21 protein-coding genes are annotated in these 14,976 nt (G+C 58.8%); 18 read left to right on the forward strand and 3 right to left on the reverse strand.

What is annotated here, in order from left to right:
• The first annotated feature begins 1 nt into the window (after nucleotide 1).
• From RMV17_RS05955 to recX, 15 genes are all read left to right on the forward strand, one after another.
• Complete coding sequence (locus RMV17_RS05955; RefSeq protein ID WP_311885997.1) at nucleotides 2-1,159, forward strand: phage tail protein; 1,158 nt, start codon at nucleotides 2-4, stop codon at nucleotides 1,157-1,159.
• Nucleotides 1,156-1,671 (forward strand): phage tail protein, encoded by a 516-nt coding sequence (locus RMV17_RS05960; RefSeq protein WP_311885998.1) that lies wholly within the window; start codon nucleotides 1,156-1,158, stop codon nucleotides 1,669-1,671. The genes RMV17_RS05955 and RMV17_RS05960 overlap by 4 nt, the downstream gene beginning before the upstream one ends.
• 138 nt (nucleotides 1,672-1,809) lie before the next feature.
• Nucleotides 1,810-2,889, forward strand: coding sequence for a phage tail protein (locus tag RMV17_RS05965; protein WP_311885999.1), 1,080 nt, complete (start codon nucleotides 1,810-1,812; stop codon nucleotides 2,887-2,889).
• A 7-nt stretch (nucleotides 2,890-2,896) separates the two neighbouring features.
• Complete coding sequence (locus RMV17_RS05970) at nucleotides 2,897-3,463, forward strand: tail fiber assembly protein (protein WP_311886000.1); 567 nt, start codon at nucleotides 2,897-2,899, stop codon at nucleotides 3,461-3,463.
• 22 nt (nucleotides 3,464-3,485) lie between these two features.
• Nucleotides 3,486-4,412 carry a hypothetical protein gene (locus tag RMV17_RS05975; RefSeq protein ID WP_311886001.1) on the forward strand — a complete coding sequence of 309 codons (927 nt, stop codon included), beginning with the start codon at nucleotides 3,486-3,488 and terminating at the stop codon, nucleotides 4,410-4,412.
• Nucleotides 4,412-4,879: a phage tail assembly chaperone gene (locus RMV17_RS05980; protein ID WP_077571362.1), complete on the forward strand. Its 468-nt coding sequence runs from the start codon at nucleotides 4,412-4,414 to the stop codon at nucleotides 4,877-4,879. The genes RMV17_RS05975 and RMV17_RS05980 overlap by 1 nt, the downstream gene beginning before the upstream one ends.
• A gap of 40 nt (nucleotides 4,880-4,919) precedes the next feature.
• Nucleotides 4,920-5,846 (forward strand): phage tail protein, encoded by a 927-nt coding sequence (locus RMV17_RS05985; protein WP_311886002.1) that lies wholly within the window; start codon nucleotides 4,920-4,922, stop codon nucleotides 5,844-5,846.
• Nucleotides 5,847-5,848: 2 nt separating this feature from the next.
• Nucleotides 5,849-6,289 carry a phage tail assembly chaperone gene (locus tag RMV17_RS05990; protein ID WP_311886003.1) on the forward strand — a complete coding sequence of 147 codons (441 nt, stop codon included), beginning with the start codon at nucleotides 5,849-5,851 and terminating at the stop codon, nucleotides 6,287-6,289.
• Nucleotides 6,290-6,298: 9 nt separating this feature from the next.
• Entirely contained in the window at nucleotides 6,299-7,459 is a 1,161-nt protein-coding gene (locus RMV17_RS05995) for a hypothetical protein (RefSeq protein ID WP_311886004.1), read from the forward strand.
• The gene (locus RMV17_RS06000) at nucleotides 7,459-7,713 is read left to right on the forward strand and encodes a hypothetical protein (RefSeq protein ID WP_108225240.1); all 255 of its coding nucleotides are present in this window, start codon (nucleotides 7,459-7,461) and stop codon (nucleotides 7,711-7,713) included. Before RMV17_RS05995 ends, RMV17_RS06000 begins: the two co-directional genes overlap by 1 nt.
• 36 nt (nucleotides 7,714-7,749) lie before the next feature.
• A complete protein-coding gene (locus RMV17_RS06005; protein ID WP_108225241.1) occupies nucleotides 7,750-8,316 on the forward strand; it encodes a glycoside hydrolase family 19 protein in 567 nt (188 codons plus the stop codon).
• Entirely contained in the window at nucleotides 8,295-8,813 is a 519-nt protein-coding gene (locus RMV17_RS06010) for a lysis system i-spanin subunit Rz (protein WP_311886005.1), read from the forward strand. Before RMV17_RS06005 ends, RMV17_RS06010 begins: the two co-directional genes overlap by 22 nt.
• A 67-nt stretch (nucleotides 8,814-8,880) precedes the next feature.
• Nucleotides 8,881-9,381, forward strand: a complete 501-nt coding sequence (locus RMV17_RS06015) for a CinA family protein (RefSeq protein WP_108225243.1) — start codon at nucleotides 8,881-8,883, stop codon at nucleotides 9,379-9,381.
• A gap of 83 nt (nucleotides 9,382-9,464) precedes the next feature.
• Entirely contained in the window at nucleotides 9,465-10,523 is a 1,059-nt protein-coding gene (gene recA / locus RMV17_RS06020; protein ID WP_034154931.1) for a recombinase RecA, read from the forward strand.
• Between the two features lie 9 nt (nucleotides 10,524-10,532).
• Complete coding sequence (gene recX / locus RMV17_RS06025) at nucleotides 10,533-11,000, forward strand: recombination regulator RecX (protein ID WP_103302971.1); 468 nt, start codon at nucleotides 10,533-10,535, stop codon at nucleotides 10,998-11,000.
• Nucleotides 11,001-11,055: 55 nt separating this feature from the next.
• Here recX and RMV17_RS06030 read toward each other — a convergent pair whose 3' ends face one another.
• Nucleotides 11,056-12,174 carry a TIGR00730 family Rossman fold protein gene (locus RMV17_RS06030; RefSeq protein WP_034154933.1) on the reverse strand — a complete coding sequence of 373 codons (1,119 nt, stop codon included), beginning with the start codon at nucleotides 12,172-12,174 and terminating at the stop codon, nucleotides 11,056-11,058.
• 338 nt (nucleotides 12,175-12,512) lie between these two features.
• On the opposite strand from RMV17_RS06030, the gene RMV17_RS06035 reads away from it, so the two are divergent.
• Nucleotides 12,513-12,707 carry a hypothetical protein gene (locus RMV17_RS06035; protein WP_034154934.1) on the forward strand — a complete coding sequence of 65 codons (195 nt, stop codon included), beginning with the start codon at nucleotides 12,513-12,515 and terminating at the stop codon, nucleotides 12,705-12,707.
• Here the strand turns inward: RMV17_RS06035 and RMV17_RS06040 are convergent, their stop codons facing one another.
• Nucleotides 12,708-13,133, reverse strand: coding sequence for a PA3611 family quorum-sensing-regulated virulence factor (locus RMV17_RS06040; protein ID WP_034154935.1), 426 nt, complete (start codon nucleotides 13,131-13,133; stop codon nucleotides 12,708-12,710).
• 189 nt (nucleotides 13,134-13,322) lie between these two features.
• Here RMV17_RS06040 and RMV17_RS06045 point away from each other — a divergent pair, with 189 nt between their 5' ends.
• Nucleotides 13,323-14,069 carry a tRNA-uridine aminocarboxypropyltransferase gene (locus RMV17_RS06045; RefSeq protein ID WP_175555185.1) on the forward strand — a complete coding sequence of 249 codons (747 nt, stop codon included), beginning with the start codon at nucleotides 13,323-13,325 and terminating at the stop codon, nucleotides 14,067-14,069.
• A gap of 72 nt (nucleotides 14,070-14,141) precedes the next feature.
• Here the strand turns inward: RMV17_RS06045 and RMV17_RS06050 are convergent, their stop codons facing one another.
• On the reverse strand, nucleotides 14,142-14,300 hold the full coding sequence (locus RMV17_RS06050; protein WP_155294709.1) for a hypothetical protein: 159 nt from the start codon (nucleotides 14,298-14,300) through the stop codon (nucleotides 14,142-14,144).
• Between RMV17_RS06050 and erdR the strand changes: the two genes are divergently transcribed.
• Nucleotides 14,293-14,943 carry a response regulator transcription factor ErdR gene (gene erdR / locus RMV17_RS06055; RefSeq protein WP_311886006.1) on the forward strand — a complete coding sequence of 217 codons (651 nt, stop codon included), beginning with the start codon at nucleotides 14,293-14,295 and terminating at the stop codon, nucleotides 14,941-14,943. The genes RMV17_RS06050 and erdR overlap by 8 nt on opposite strands.
• Nucleotides 14,944-14,976: the final 33 nt, after the last annotated feature.

A 14,976-nucleotide genomic window follows, 5' to 3' on the forward strand; every position in this document is an offset into this window, starting at 1 on the left:
CATGGATTATCCGAACAGTGTGCCCAGCGCCGGCTTGGTGAATGGGAAGTTTGTCGATGAGAACCCGATGACCGGAACCCCGGGGTCGCTGATCCCGGCGGATTGGGGTAACGGAGTTACCCAGGAAATTCTCAATGTGATCAATGCGGCGGGTCTGACGCCGGACGAGAAAAAATACGATCAGTTGCTGCAAGCGATTCAGTCGGTGACGGCCAAGGGCTGGAATCAGGATCTGGCGTTGCCGCTGGTGGCATTGCCGCTGCCGACGGTGGCCACCGCCGATGGTCGGTTGACGGTCAGCCCGGCTGCGGCATCCACCAGTGGTGGCAGGGTTTCGATTGCGGCAGGCACCTATATCAGCCTCGGTCAGGAAGTCGTGAATGGCCAGTTAGGTCGTTCGCGCACGTTTGTGACGTCGGCCTGGAGCAGTGCGGATCTGTTGCCCAGCAGCCATTACTTTCTACGCGCGCAAGTCTCTGGCGGTACGCTGTCGTTCTACGTGCAGCGTGGCAACATCCATGACGTGACGCCCGAGTCGTTGAAAGGAACGGTAAACGGTGCCGCCGGTGGCGGCTTCCAGTCAACGGCACTGGACATGTGCCTGGCCTGGATCGTGACCGGCGCACCGGGCTCGGTGCCCACGGTTCGAACCATCTACAACCGTGCGCGCTTGACCTGGACTCAGACGGTCAACGGCACGGGCGCAATTTTCCTGCCACTGGATCCTCATGCTCGTTCTGCACGATTGGTTGCCGGCAATCCAACGCCGTCCTCGACGGCAGTGACATCGGTTGCCTTTCCGTCAACGGGATGGGCGGGCGGTAACTATTGCTTCCTGTCGCCCATTATTGCGGGGAGTTCCAACAACCCCGGGGGCTGGAACCCCGCAACGGTTTCCCCTTGTGTGTTGTTTACCAACAACATCGTCAACGACGTTACGGTTTCAACGCTGGCCGCCAGTTTCGACCATGCCAATTTGCGCTCGCTGTGGCAGTGCTATCAGGCAGAGCACAACCTTGGTCAGTTGAACGCCGAGAGTGATGAGTTGTTGCTGAGTATGGGTATCAAGAGTCATCCGGTCACTGATTACAGCGTCGGGATTGCGATCAACTTTGCCGATGCCGTCAACGTCCAACTGTCGTGGGAGCTTATTCGATGATCGTGATTCAGGAACTTCATCAGTTCGACGGCGAAATGCGCCTTCCTCAACCTTCTGCCGCCCATGACTGGGACGGTGTGGCATGGGTTCTGAACGCAGACAAACAGACTGAATTGAATGCGCAGGAAGTTGAACAGATTTGCGTCAAAGTTGACGCCGCTGCCGACAGCACTCGCATCGCATTGGCTGGCGACCCGCTCAAAGCCATGGAATACGCCCAGGCCGCCGCCGACGCACAGGCCTATCAGGACGCCGGTTACCCAAAAAAGGAAGTGCCACTGTCGGTCGCTGCGTGGGTCGCCAAAGGGCGCAGCGCCAAACAGGCCGCCGAGCAGATTCTGAGCAAGGCCGATCAACTGACCGACCATCTGCTGGCGCTGCGTACGCTGCGCCTGAAGGCCAAAGCGCAAATTCGCGCACAGGCAGCCAAGGGCAACATGGATCTGGCGCGCAGCGCTGGTGACGAAGCTTTGGTCGCCATTCGCGAGTTGGCCAGCGGCCTTTCCGGCTAAGCCGAAAACCTTCATTCAGCGTCACCCAGGCCCACTTCGTTGTGGGCTTTTTATTTTCAGAAAACGGACCGTGGACAGGCACGCAGAAGACGCTGTGCCGACGCCGGTCATTTGTCATTTCAAAGGAACGAACAACCTATGGATTATCCAAAAAGCGTCCCCAGCGTCGGCCTGGTCGATGGCCGCTTCGTCGATGAAAACCCGGTGGCGGGTACGCCGGGGTCGTTGATTCCGGCGGTGTGGGGCAACAGTGTGACTCAGGAGATTCTGAGTGTGATTACTGGTGGTGGGTTGGTGGCTTCCGAGGCGGATACCGGGCAGTTGTTCAAGGCGATTCATTCGATTGTTGGCAGCGCTAGTCCGATGCGTTCGGTGATTACTCGGGTTGGCACGTCCAGGTCATTGGCCATTGAAGAGCTGGGCCTGGTTCTGATCGATGCCGGGGCCGGTGCACTGAACGTCAGTCTGCCGCCGGCCAATACCAGCCTTGGGGTGCGCGACATCATTGTGCGGCGTGTCGATAACAGCGGTAACCGCTTGGTTGTGAGAAGTTCAACCGGCGATGTGATCAGGTTTCACACCCATTTGAATGCTGCGGGCTATCCGTTTCTCGTGTTGATGGGCGCCGGTGACTGGTGGCATTTACGCAGCGATGCAGCGGGCAATTGGTGGCCGGTCGGTCGTCTGGATGGATCCTCACTCGGCTACATAGCCTTTGAAACCACACTGGCTGTACTGCCCGGTGGCTATGCCGCGCTGAATGGTTCTTTACTGAATCGCTCGGAATGGCCTTGGCTCTGGGATCACGCGCAGCAGTCAGGCATGTTGCGTTCCGAGGCGGATCGAGGCGGTGCGTGGACGCCTGGAGACGGCGCCACCACTTTTCGCCTGCCAGAAGCCCGTGGTGAATTTTTGCGCGTTCTGGCCGAAGGCGGTTTGGTCGATTCCGGTCGTGCGGCGGGATCCTGGCAAAAAGGCTCTTTAGTTCAGGGCGACAATGGTATTGGCGACAATATTCTGTTTGCGACCCACATCAGTACCCAGAAAGCCCAGCTGGGTTTCGATATGGGCAACTACGTCGATTACGCGGGCGCCACCGTCAAATACATCACGCCTTCAGTGCCGGTTACGCCAATCACGGATGCTGATTTGCTGAACCACGGCGGTATCACGCGTCCTCGAAATATTGCCTATCCGGGTCGAATCAAACTTATCTGAGGTGCCCATGTTTAATTATCTGACTGATCATCTGGGATGTTTGACCGGCCCTGTCGAGTTTGATGTCACCCCCGGTCTTGGTGTTCAACTGCCGAGTAATGCCGTTCAACTTTCATTCGAGCTGCCGTCGCCCGAAAGCGGGCGAGTGTGGACGCTGGTTAACAATGTTCCTCGAGAGCTGACAGACCAGCGTGGTGTGGTTTACCGCAAACATGATGGAGTCAGGCAAGTATGGACCGAACTGGGAGAGTTGCCTGACACCCTTACAACAGAGCCGTGGCCAGGGGAGTTCCATGTCTGGCGCGACAACGCCTGGCTATTGGATGAGCAGGCTCGCTTGGCGAGCGTAAGACAGCAATGCCTCGTTCAACGCGACGCGTTGCTTCGCGACGCCGTGCTGCGCATCGCCCCCCTGCAGTACGCCGAAGATATCGGCGATGCCAGCCATGACGAACAACTGCTGCTGATCGAGTGGAAGCTCTACAGCGTCGAGCTGAACCGTATCGAAAAACAGGACGGTTTCCCCGATGAAATTACCTGGCCGGTCGCACCCGGCACGGCCATAGCCAACTGACTTCAGCACAGGGAACAGTGCAATGGACTATCCAAAAAGTATTCCCGGCGTGGGGCTGGTCAACGGCGGCTTCGTCGATGAAAACCCGGTGGCTGGCACACCGGGGTCGTTGATTCCGGCGGTGTGGGGCAACAGTGTCACACAGGAGATTCTCAACGCAATCAAGGCCGCCGGATTGACCCCGGATGAAGCCAGAACCGATCAACTGGCCACCGCAATCGGTGCACTGGTCGACTTCAACAAACTGAAAAATACCCCGACCACGTTGGCCGGTTATGGCATCACCGATGCGGTGGGACGGTTGCTGGCAGTCAGGCAGATCGAATCCGTCGGTATCACGCTCTACAAACCACATCCCCGAGCGAAACGCATACGTGTGCGCTTGGTCGGTGCGGGTGGTTCCGGTGGAGGCTGTGAGCCCGTCCCCGCCAATAATCACCGAATCGGTGGTGGCGGTGGTTCCGGCGCCTATGCGGAGAGTCTCTACGACGTGACCGCGCAAATGCTGGCTGGCGTGCCTGTGTCTTTGGGAGCTGGCGGCGCTGCAGTCAATACGACCGGGATGACCGGGGGCGGCGCTTCCTTCGGCACCTATATGAGCGCCGCTGGCGGTGCCGGCGGGCAAATCCTTTCATTCCCGGTGACAGCAACGACGGTCGGTTTCGTCATGGGCGGTGCTGGCGGACAAATCGTCACGGGTGGTGGTTTGGCCAACGCTCGTGGCACCCCAGGTGAGTTCGCGATGTACAACTTCAATTGGGGTGTGGTTTCCGGGGCCGGGGCGGCCAGCCCGTTTGACGGTGGTGGCACACGTGTAGGTGTCAATGGAAATGGCATCTCCGGCGGGCGAGGCTCCGGTGGCAGCGGCTCCTGCTCGACAAATGCTTCCGCTTCCGTCGTCAGCGGCGCCGGCGGCAATGCCTTTTGCGAAATCTGGGAGTACGAATAATGGCCGTTTATGCACGGATCGAAAACGGCGTGGTTGTCGAACGGATCGACACCGGTGACTACGCAATCAGCCAACTGTTTGCTCCATCTTTTGTTGAGTCGATGGTGCGAGTACCGGAGGGGCAGGAAGTAGAAATCGGCGGGCCGATCAGCAAGTTGACAGTGGCTGTCGAACCACTTCCCGCGCAGCAAAGTCCGGTGATCCTCCAGGAGCCGGTTGCTGTAGACCAAGCGCCTGCCGCAGCGGAACGCAGCTGGCGTCAGGCATCCCTTTCAGCGACCGAATGGCTGGTCACTCGCCATCGCGATGAGCAGGAACTGGGGCGCGGAACCTTGCTCAAGGCCGCTCAGTATCTGGAATTGCTCGAGTACCGCCAAATGCTGCGCGACTGGCCTGATTCGGCGTTTTTTCCCGCAGCGGATTCCCGACCGTCAGCACCGCTTTGGCTGGCCAGCGTGATTGGCTGAGGCCTGCGCACCCACTGTATTTCAATCAAGGAGATGAACATTGGATTATCCCAAGAGTGTGCCCAGTGTCGGCCTGGTCAATGGCCAGTTTGTCGACGAAGACCCGATCGCCGGTAAACCCGGCTCGCTGATCCCGGCGACGTGGGGCAACAGCGTCACGCAAGAGATTCTTAACGTTGTTCAGGCGGCCGGTCTGACGCCGAACGAGTCGTCGAACAATCAGTTGTTGGCGGCATTGCGCAGCCCGACATTGTTCACGACGGCGCCGCAGTTTGATGGTGGACGCTCGGCAGCAACGTCCGAGTTTGTGCAACGGGCGCTGGGCAGTTATGCCAGTACTCGCAGTATATCCACCGCCACCCAATTGACTCAGGCTGATGTCGGCTGCTCGATCGGTCTGGGCGGTAACGCGGCGTACACCGTTACGCTGCCGGATGCCGCTGCGGTGCCGAACGGCGTCACGATCAGCCTGCATTGCCGTAACAGTGCGCCCGTCACGGTGGCCAGTAAAACCGGCACGCAGATCAGTCCGCAAGGGGCTTATCTGGCGTCGATCGTCATCAACAATGGTGAGAGTGCGAACTTCGTCAGAGAGTCTGGGGTGTGGGTGGTTTATGGCACTGCTGCGTTGAAGTACTCGGCGTTTGCGGCCCAACTCAATCCAAGCACTCAATTCGGCTATCAAAAATTTCCCAGTGGTTTGATCGTGCAGTGGTTGATCGGCGCATCTGACGTCAATGCAACCATGAGTCTGTCACTGCCCATCAGATTTCCTAATGCAGTCCTTGGTGGCGTGGCCAATGAGGCTTATCCCGGCGCCTGGGTTTCCAGCACCGGGACAATCTGGGGGTTCGATACGTCCGCATCATCCACTTCTGTAGCCGTTGCACGCGTCAGGGTGGCTGACGGAACAACTGTAAGACCAGGACCAGGCGTTTCCGGTCGAATTCTGGTTTGGGGGTATTAACGATGTCTATTTACTTTTACGCACAAACCCTGGGCTTTGATCGGGTCGACAGCGCACTTCCCGAAGTGCCTGAAGGGGCGGTGGAAATCACCGAAGCGCAATACGCCGAACTGTTTGCGGGACAAGCTGCCGGAAAAGTCATCAGCGCCAGTCACTCTGGCCAGCCTGTGTTGACCGATCCTCTCAATTCCCCGATTGCGCTGGCCAACCGTGAACGCGCATGGCGCAACCAGGTGCTTCAAAACACCCAATGGTTGGTGTTCCGCGATGCTGAAGAGCTTGAAGTGGGTGAGGGCACAACCCTGCGCGCCGAAGAGATCAAACAACTGCTCGCCTATCGGCAGGCTCTGCGCGACTGGCCCAATCATCCGGACTTCCCCGATGCCCGCTCGCGCCCTGTCGAACCTGACTGGCTTGATGGTTTGCTACAGGCCAATGGCTGAGGAATCGACATGGACTATCCAAAAAGCGTTCCCAGCGTAGGGCTGGTGAACGGCAAGTTCGTTAACGAAGACGTCGTCGCAGGATTGCCCGGATCCCTGATCCCGGCGACCTGGGGCAACAGCGTTACCGACGAGCTGTTGAGCGTCGTCAAATCCGCCGGCCTTGAGCCGAGCGAAGCCGATGCAACCCAGTTGTTGCAAGCGGTGAAAAAACTCAGTCAGGCAGGTGAAGACAAACATGCCACTGACATCGGCGCGGCCAATCTCTACATGGCCAATTATGTGCCTGCCGTCACCGCATTGAAGGACGGCTTGGCGCTGCGCTTTACTGCCGGTAATGCCAATAGCGGGGCGAGTACGTTTGCACCGAACGGCTTGATGCCCAAGCCACTGGTCAGTCTTGCAGCGAGTGCGTTGCGCCCTGCCGAGATTGTCGGCGGTAGTGTGTGTTCGGTGGTGTACAGCGCAGCACTGGATAGTTGGGTGCTGGTGTATGCGAGTGGTGGCAATGCTGCAAGTGGCCGGCTCTTGGGGATCAGGACATTTACCGCGTCCGGCATCTATGTGCCAGCAGTGGGAATGAAGAACGTATGGGTCACCATCGTCGGCGGAGGTGGTGGCAGCTCGGGAATCGGTGCGACCAACTCTACCCAGGTTTCCCTTACAGGCGGTGGCGCTTCCGGTAGCTACGCACAAGCCTGGTTATCATCTGCCGCGATCGGGCAGAGCCAAATCATTACCGTGGGGGCTGGGGGCGCGGCGGGGGTTGTCGGCACAGGCGGAGGAAGTGGCGGTACCAGTTCGCTGGGTTCATTGGTTACGGCCACCGGTGGTGGCGGGTCTCCCTGGAATTCTCCGCTCACGCTTCCTGGATTCGGCTTGTATGTAGGTGGTTTTCCCAGCCAAACCTCAAGTGGCGGCAACATTGTCAATTCGGCAGGTGCGGCCGGCAATCCAGGGATGTGCCTCACCGGATCAACACTTGCCGGGCATGGCGCAAACTCACCGCTTGGCAGTGGTGGTTATGCGAGTAGCGTCGCATTGAGTGTGGCTGCCCCCGGTTCCGGTTATGGTTCAGGCGCGGGCGGGATCGCTAACACAACCAATCAGCCGGGTAGACCGGGCGCAGCAGGCGCTCCCGGTGCCGTGATCATCTACGAGTACGCCTGATGAAAACCTACGCACGCATCACCCAGAACACTGTGGTCGAACTCTTCTCCACCGACGGAAATATGGCCGAGATGTTTCATCCGGATCTGCTCTGGGTCGACATCACTGAAATCACTCCGGTACCGCAAATCGACTGGACCGCCCACTTCGGTACCCTCGGTTGGGTGTTCGACGTGCCCGAAGAACTTGCACCGGACAGCACCCTGAAAACTCTGGCAAAAAAATGGCTGACGGGCATTGGCCGTCAACCGTGATTCAATCGAGGCAATATCCAGGGAGGATCAAACATTATGCAATTAACTGAAAACAACCTTATCGACATCATGCCCAACGCCCGCAGCCAAGCGGGCGTTTTTGTTTCTGCACTCAACAGTGCCATGGCGCGCCGTCATATCGATTCGCCGAAACGTATCGCGGCGTTCCTTGCGCAAGTTGGCCACGAGTCGGGCCAATTGCGCTACGTGCGCGAACTGGGCAACAACCAATACCTGAGCAAGTACGACACGGGTACGTTGGCCTTGCGTCTGGGCAACACGCCGGAGGCTGACGGCGACGGGCAAAAATACCGAGGGCGCGGGTTGATCCAGATTACTGGCCGTTCGAACTATCGCCAGTGCAGCCTCGGTCTGTTCGGCGATGAGCGTTTGCTGTCCCTGCCCGAACTGCTCGAACAGCCGCAATGGGCTGCCGAATCCGCGGCATGGTTCTGGGAGCAGAAAGGCTTGAACGCACTGGCCGACCGCGACGAGTTCAACACCATCACCCGGCGCATCAACGGCGGGTTGAACGGGTTGCAGGATCGCCTGGAAATCTGGGCGCGGGCGAGGGCGGTGCTATGCCAATCCCCTGGCGAATGATCGGCATCCTGTTGCTGGGCGCTGGCGCGTTTGCCGGGGCTTGGCAGTTTCAGGACTGGCGCTACGGCCGGCAACTGGCCGAGCAGGCCCGGTTAAACGCCGAAACGCTTAATCAACTGACGCAGACCGTCGCCACCGCGCAACAGGCCGAGCAGGATAAACGCCTGGCGCTGGAGCAACGGCTGGCGACCAGTGAACAAACCCACTACCGAGCGCTGAGCGATGCCCAACGTGATCAGGATCGCCTGCGCGATCGTCTTGCCACTGCTGATGTGCGCCTGTCAGTCCTTCTCGACGCCAGCGACGCTACCCCAGGCTGCAACATGCCAGCCACCGCCAGCCCCGGCGGCGTGGATCATGCAACCGTACGCGCCCGACTTGACCCGGCGCATGCTCAAAGAATTATCGCCATCACCGATACGGGCGACCGTGGACTGATCGCCTTGCAGGCGTGTCAGGCGTATGTCAGAGCGCTCGCACCCGAACATTTTGAATGAGTCTGTGTATTGAAAGCGCAACCGGCTCGTGTACGGTGGAGGCATTCCACACGATCCGGAGCACGCCGTGAAAGAGATCACTCAACTGGCCGCCGACCTTGGCCGACGTCTGCAACTGCTCAATGCCCACGTCACCACTGCTGAATCCTGTACCGGTGGCGGAATTGCCGAAGCCATTACGCGGATCCCGGGCAGTTCGGCGTGGTTCGAGGCGGGCTACGTCACGTACTCCAATCGGCAGAAAACCCAGCAATTGAATGTGCCGACCGAGTTGTTCGAGTCGGTGGGCGCAGTCAGTCGCGAGGTCGTCGAGGCGATGGTGCGTGGCGCTCAGGAGAAAAGCCTGGCGCGATTTGCCGTGGCGGTCAGCGGTGTGGCCGGGCCGGACGGCGGTTCGCCGAACAAACCGGTCGGCACGGTGTGGCTGGCCTGGGGTGTTGGCGAGACCGTGACCACTGAAGTGCAGCACTTCCCCGGCAACCGCGATGACGTCCGCCGACAAACGGTGAAGGCCGCGCTAGAGGGGCTCCTGCGACTAGCGGCACGAGAAATCGAAAATCAGGGGTAGGCGATCCGCGAACGCTGTGGAATAATACTGGCTACTTATACAGGTGTTGGCCGTCAGGCCTTATTGATTACGTGAGGACTTTAATGGACGACAACAAGAAGAAAGCCTTGGCTGCGGCCCTGGGTCAGATCGAACGTCAATTCGGCAAGGGTGCCGTGATGCGTATGGGCGATCAAGACCGTCAGGCGATCCCGGCTATCTCCACTGGCTCTCTGGGTCTGGACATCGCACTCGGCATTGGCGGCCTGCCAAAAGGCCGTATCGTTGAAATCTACGGTCCTGAATCTTCCGGTAAAACCACACTGACACTGTCCGTGATCGCCCAGGCTCAAAAAGCCGGCGCGACCTGCGCATTCGTCGACGCCGAACACGCCCTCGATCCTGAGTACGCCGGCAAGCTCGGCGTCAACGTCGACGACCTGCTGGTGTCCCAGCCGGACACCGGCGAACAGGCACTGGAAATCACCGACATGCTGGTTCGCTCCAACGCCGTTGACGTGATCATCGTCGACTCCGTGGCAGCACTGGTACCGAAGGCTGAAATCGAAGGCGAAATGGGTGACATGCACGTGGGCCTGCAAGCCCGTCTGATGTCCCAGGCGCTGCGTAAAATCACCGGTAACATCAAGAACGCCAACTGCCTGGTGATCTTCATCAACCAGATCCGCATGAAGATCGGCGTGATGTTCGGTAGCCCGGAAACCACCACCGGTGGTAACGCACTGAAGTTCTACGCTTCGGTTCGTCTCGACATCCGCCGTACCGGCGCGGTGAAGGAAGGCGACGAAGTGGTCGGCAGCGAAACCCGCGTCAAGGTCGTGAAGAACAAGGTGGCTTCGCCGTTCCGTCAGGCCGAGTTCCAGATTCTTTACGGCAAAGGCATCTACCTCAACGGTGAGATGATCGATCTGGGTGTGCTGCACGGTTTCGTCGAGAAATCCGGCGCCTGGTATGCCTACGAAGGCACCAAGATCGGTCAGGGCAAGGCCAACTCGGCCAAGTTCCTCGCGGACAATCCGGAAATCGCTGCCAAGCTTGAGAAACAACTGCGTGACAAGCTGCTGGCACCAGCGGCAGACGTAAAGGCTTCGCTGGCCAAGGACAAAGTCGATGATATGGCTGAGGCCGATGTCGACGTTTGAAGTCGTTGAATGACACTTGTACTCGATACCCTCGTCGCGGTGCGGCGAACCGCCATGGACCTGCTCGCACGCCGCGAGCACGGTCGAGTCGAGCTGACGCGTAAACTGCGTCAGCGCGGCGCCGAGGCGGAAATGATCGAAACAGCCCTCGACCGTTTGACGGAAGAGGGGCTGCTTTCTGAAGCCCGTTACCTTGAAAGCTTTGTTTCCTACCGTGCCCGTTCCGGCTACGGCCCTTTGCGGATTCGTGAAGAGCTGAGCCAGCGCGGCTTGCAACGCGCCGATATCGAACTCGCCCTGCGCGAAAGCGGTATCAGTTGGCAGGAGCAACTGCAGGAAACGTGGCAGCGCAAGTTCTCCGGGCATTTACCGATTGATGCGAAGGAACGGGCCAAGCAAGGCCGGTTCCTCGCGTATCGAGGGTTCTCGATGGAGATGATTAACCGCTTGTTCAGCGGTCGAGGGATGGACGATTAAACTGCTTCAAAAAAAACGGCCCGCTATGAAAATAGCGGGCCGTTTTTTTTTGCCCTCAAATTACTTTTGAGGGTTCGCGCGAACGTTGCGCTGTTTGCGGTTTTGAATGAGCCCAGTTTTCCGGCAGGTTGATGTAGTCGATCAACTCCCTCAGGCGCCCGTGAGTGCGGGCATTGAAGGCGAAGGCCAGCCGCGCCAGATGGCTGAACTGTGCTTCATCGTGTTCCTCACCGCTATAGTCGTGTTGATGAAACTGGTCACTCAGGCACAGATCGGCGAATGCTTCCTGCATGTGCTCCAGCGCCTGATCACTGAGTTTGTGATGCATGCGAATCACGAATTGGCGCTTGAGCCAGCGGCTGGAGTGGAAGTTGCTATAGAACTGGTTGATCTGTTCTACGGCTTCTTCAACGCTGTAGACCAATCGCATCAGCTTCATGTCAGTCGGCAGGATGTAGCGGTTGGCCTCCAGTTGCTGGCGAATGAAGTCCATCGCGCCCTGCCAGAATGTACCGCCCGGCACATCCAGCAGCACCACCGGCACCAATGGACTTTTGCCGGTCTGGATCAATGTCAGTACTTCCAGCGCTTCATCCAGCGTGCCGAACCCGCCGGGGCACAAAACCAGTGCATCGGCTTCTTTGACGAAGAACAGTTTTCGGGTGAAGAAGAAGTGGAACGGCAGCAGATTGCCGGTGCCGTCGACGGTCGGGTTGGCATGCTGTTCGAAGGGCAGGGTGATGTTGAAACCGAGGCTGTGATCGCGGCCGGCACCTTCGTGGGCAGCGGCCATGATGCCGCCCCCGGCGCCGGTGATGACCATCATTTCCGAGCGGGTCAAGGCTGCACCGAGTTCGCGGGCCATGGCATACAGCGGATGTTCGACCGGCGTGCGCGCCGAGCCGAACACCGTGACTTTGCGTCGGCCCTTGAATTGCTCCAGTACCCGAAAGGCCTGCTCCAGTTCGCGCAGGGCTTGCAAGGTGATCTTGGCGTTCCAGCGGTTGTGATCTTCCTGGGCCATGCGCAACACGGTCAGGATCATATCGCGGTAGATAGGAATATTCGGGCTGTTGGGGGAAACACGGTTGAGTTGTTCTTCGACCTTGCTGATGAGGTCGGGGCCGCTTTCCTGAAAATGACGACTCAAGAGGTCATTCGGTTGGTAAGGCATTCAACGTCTCCTTCTGCACAGAGCGGATGGCCCTGACGAGCGGCGTCAGTGCCGCGCTGCAAAAAACACATGATCGGCAGTTCCTTTCCTGCCGTTGAAAAAAGATCGGGAATACACTGAATCTAGACCCTTGTGCGCATTTGCGCTGACTTGATCATTGTGCTGCAAAGTTCTGGCTGGCAACCGGTTGTTGATTTTTCGCGCGTTGCTTCACCGCTCGTCCGAACGTGCGCGGAGCGGCAATCCCTCTGATTAACTAACGTACAGGCGCCGTACGACAGCTTTGCGTCACGGTGTACGCGATTCAAGGATTTGCAGGTGGCAAGGAGGCGGCACACATGGCCAGAGTGATTCTGGAGATCGATACGCAGCTGTATCGAATGTTGAAAGCTTCAGCCGAGACCAATCATCTCAGTCTCGAAGAGGAGTGCTGCCGGCGCTTGGCTGGCGGCGAGCGCCGCTCACACTATCTACAGGCCTTGCTGGCCGAATTGCGCGCCGAGGATGAACAGCGGCGCGCCAATTCTCGATGATTACTTCTTCTTCGCCGGGCCGGCTTTCGGGCAATCCGATTCTTGGTAGCTGGCGGAGCCGATCGCTTTGTTGGTTTTCACTTCGGTGAAGTCGTAACGCATGATCGCGCCTTTGGCCATCAACTTGCGAAACGACGGGTTGTTGCACACCGAGGCGCCCAACTGGAAATACACGGCTTTGGGGTCAGCGCGCATTTTGTCGGCGTGGCTCTTTTGTACGCTCAGGTGATTGATCAACTGCGTGCCTTCAACGGTGTAGCCCTGATCAAGAATGTCTTCATTGATTGCCCGAGGCGTGCCGACGCTGCTCTGGGCGGCGACGTTGCGCAGCTCGCGGTTCAGATTCTGCTCACTCAGGGAAGCAGCCTGAGCGGTGAAGGACGACGCCAGCAGAATGGCAGCGGTGGGAACGATAAGGCGCAGCATGAAACTCTCCTGGTTCAGTGACTGGTGGTTCGACCAGCCACGTGACTGTGCGTTCAGTGGCGGCGAATTATAGGGGAGCCGGTCGGGAGGGTACAGGCTTGTGCCCGTCGCTCTGGTAAACTGCCGGCCTTTATTGCCCTGCCGAGTGTTGTTCGTGTCGAGTTTCCCTGTCTGCTGGCGCTGCCTGCGATGAACCATGCCCCCAACGCTGTAGCCCGTCTGCGCGACCAGCGTGAAGACGAAGGCATCAAGCCGATTCAGGCACGTGGCTTTCGCTCCGAGCGCTGCCGCGATTGTCGGGTGATCATCAGCCATTGCCTGTGCGCCTGGCGCCCGAGTGTCGACACCCGTTCGGGCGTGTGCCTGATCATGACCGGCAAGGAAGTGTTCAAGCCGAGCAACACGGGATGGCTGATTGCCGATGTGGTGCGCGATAACCACGCATTCATCTGGTCGCGCACCGAGCCTGATCCGCAGATGCTGGCGCTGCTCAACGATCCCCAGTGGCAGCCGTATCTGGTGTTTCCCGGTGAATACGTGGAGCCGTCGCGAGTGACCAACACCGTCGCGATCGATAGCAGCAAGCGCCCGCTGTTCATTCTGCTCGACGCCACCTGGACCGAAGCACGAAAGATTTTCCGCAAGAGCCCGTATTTCGATCGTTTGCCGATCTTGAGCCTGTTGCCCGACAAACTCTCGCGCTACCGCTTGCGCCGCTCGACCCGCAGCGAGCACCTGTGCACCGCCGAAGTCGCGGCGCTGTGCCTGGAACTCGCCGGTGACAGCGACGCCGCCTCGGCGCTGGACGCCTATTTCGACGTGTTCAGCCAGCATTATCTCGGCGCCAAACAGCAACTGGACATGAATGAGTCGACGCCGGCCCACGCCGAGTTGCTGCCCTATATACGAAAGCCGCAGCCGGAGTTGGCCCAATAGTGGCCCATACTGTACAAGCCAGCGGCCGTGCTGCTTGACCACCCCGTCTTCGCTGGGCATGCTTGGCGCCGTTTAGGGTGCGGCCAAGTTTTGAAACGCCGTGTTTGCTGTTGATTGGCGTTGAACGTGCCCCTGTGGATATCGCTTGAAAGCGGCATCTTGAGTTGCTTTGGCCAGACCGGAATGCTCCGGGTCTGCCATCAAAAACAGGATCATTTGAAAAATGGCCACATACGACATCCTGATTGCCGATGATCACCCCCTGTTTCGTAGCGCCCTGCATCAAGCGGTGACGCTGGGCCTTGGCCCGGAAGTACGTCTGGTAGAAGTGGCGAGCATCGCCGAACTGGAAACCCGCCTGACCGAAAAAGCCGACTGGGATCTGGTCCTGCTGGATCTGAACATGCCCGGCGCTTTCGGGTTTTCCGGGTTGGTCATGCTGCGCGGCCAGTACCCGCAGATTCCAGTGGTGATGGTTTCGGCGCAGGAAGAAGCGTCGGTGATGGTTAAATCCCGTGAGTTTGGCGCCAGTGGCTTCATTCCCAAGTCCAGCGACCTCAGTGTGATTCAGGAAGCGGTGCGCAAAGTGCTCGATGGCGACGTGTTCTGGCCGCCACAGGCGTTCGAAGCCGTTGCCGTTTCCGACGAAGCCAAGGCCGCCAGCGATGGCCTTGCCAGCCTGACCCCGCAGCAGTTCCGCGTGCTGACCATGGTCTGCGAAGGCCTGCTGAACAAGCAGATTGCCTATGAGCTGAGCGTGTCGGAAGCGACCATCAAAGCCCACGTCACGGCGATCTTTCGCAAGCTGAATGTGCGCACTCGCACGCAAGCGGCTTTACTGCTGCAACAACTTGAGTCAATTCCGAGCCAATAATGGCTGGCGTCTTCACGCTTTTTTGACTTTTGT

It is taken from the genome of Pseudomonas sp. VD-NE ins (assembly GCF_031882575.1).
GTDB lineage: Bacteria > Pseudomonadota > Gammaproteobacteria > Pseudomonadales > Pseudomonadaceae > Aquipseudomonas > Aquipseudomonas fluorescens_BZ.

Excerpts from the sequence above, each read along its gene's own strand:
- RMV17_RS05980 (WP_077571362.1), top strand. The coding sequence starts at position 4,412 with ATGGCCGTTTATGCACGGATCGAAAACGGCGTGGTTGTCGAACGGATC.
- RMV17_RS05960 (WP_311885998.1), top strand. The coding sequence starts at position 1,156 with ATGATCGTGATTCAGGAACTTCATCAGTTCGACGGCGAAATGCGCCTT.
- erdR (WP_311886006.1), top strand. The coding sequence starts at position 14,293 with ATGGCCACATACGACATCCTGATTGCCGATGATCACCCCCTGTTTCGT.
- RMV17_RS05995 (WP_311886004.1), top strand. The coding sequence starts at position 6,299 with ATGGACTATCCAAAAAGCGTTCCCAGCGTAGGGCTGGTGAACGGCAAG.
- RMV17_RS06000 (WP_108225240.1), top strand. The coding sequence starts at position 7,459 with ATGAAAACCTACGCACGCATCACCCAGAACACTGTGGTCGAACTCTTC.
- RMV17_RS06040 (WP_034154935.1), bottom strand. The coding sequence starts at position 13,133 with ATGCTGCGCCTTATCGTTCCCACCGCTGCCATTCTGCTGGCGTCGTCC.
- recX (WP_103302971.1), top strand. The coding sequence starts at position 10,533 with ATGACACTTGTACTCGATACCCTCGTCGCGGTGCGGCGAACCGCCATG.
- recA (WP_034154931.1), top strand. The coding sequence starts at position 9,465 with ATGGACGACAACAAGAAGAAAGCCTTGGCTGCGGCCCTGGGTCAGATC.
- RMV17_RS06030 (WP_034154933.1), bottom strand. The coding sequence starts at position 12,174 with ATGCCTTACCAACCGAATGACCTCTTGAGTCGTCATTTTCAGGAAAGC.
- RMV17_RS05975 (WP_311886001.1), top strand. The coding sequence starts at position 3,486 with ATGGACTATCCAAAAAGTATTCCCGGCGTGGGGCTGGTCAACGGCGGC.
- RMV17_RS05990 (WP_311886003.1), top strand. The coding sequence starts at position 5,849 with ATGTCTATTTACTTTTACGCACAAACCCTGGGCTTTGATCGGGTCGAC.
- RMV17_RS06005 (WP_108225241.1), top strand. The coding sequence starts at position 7,750 with ATGCAATTAACTGAAAACAACCTTATCGACATCATGCCCAACGCCCGC.
- RMV17_RS05965 (WP_311885999.1), top strand. The coding sequence starts at position 1,810 with ATGGATTATCCAAAAAGCGTCCCCAGCGTCGGCCTGGTCGATGGCCGC.
- RMV17_RS06010 (WP_311886005.1), top strand. The coding sequence starts at position 8,295 with ATGCCAATCCCCTGGCGAATGATCGGCATCCTGTTGCTGGGCGCTGGC.
- RMV17_RS05970 (WP_311886000.1), top strand. The coding sequence starts at position 2,897 with ATGTTTAATTATCTGACTGATCATCTGGGATGTTTGACCGGCCCTGTC.
- RMV17_RS05955 (WP_311885997.1), top strand. The coding sequence starts at position 2 with ATGGATTATCCGAACAGTGTGCCCAGCGCCGGCTTGGTGAATGGGAAG.
- RMV17_RS06035 (WP_034154934.1), top strand. The coding sequence starts at position 12,513 with ATGGCCAGAGTGATTCTGGAGATCGATACGCAGCTGTATCGAATGTTG.
- RMV17_RS06045 (WP_175555185.1), top strand. The coding sequence starts at position 13,323 with ATGAACCATGCCCCCAACGCTGTAGCCCGTCTGCGCGACCAGCGTGAA.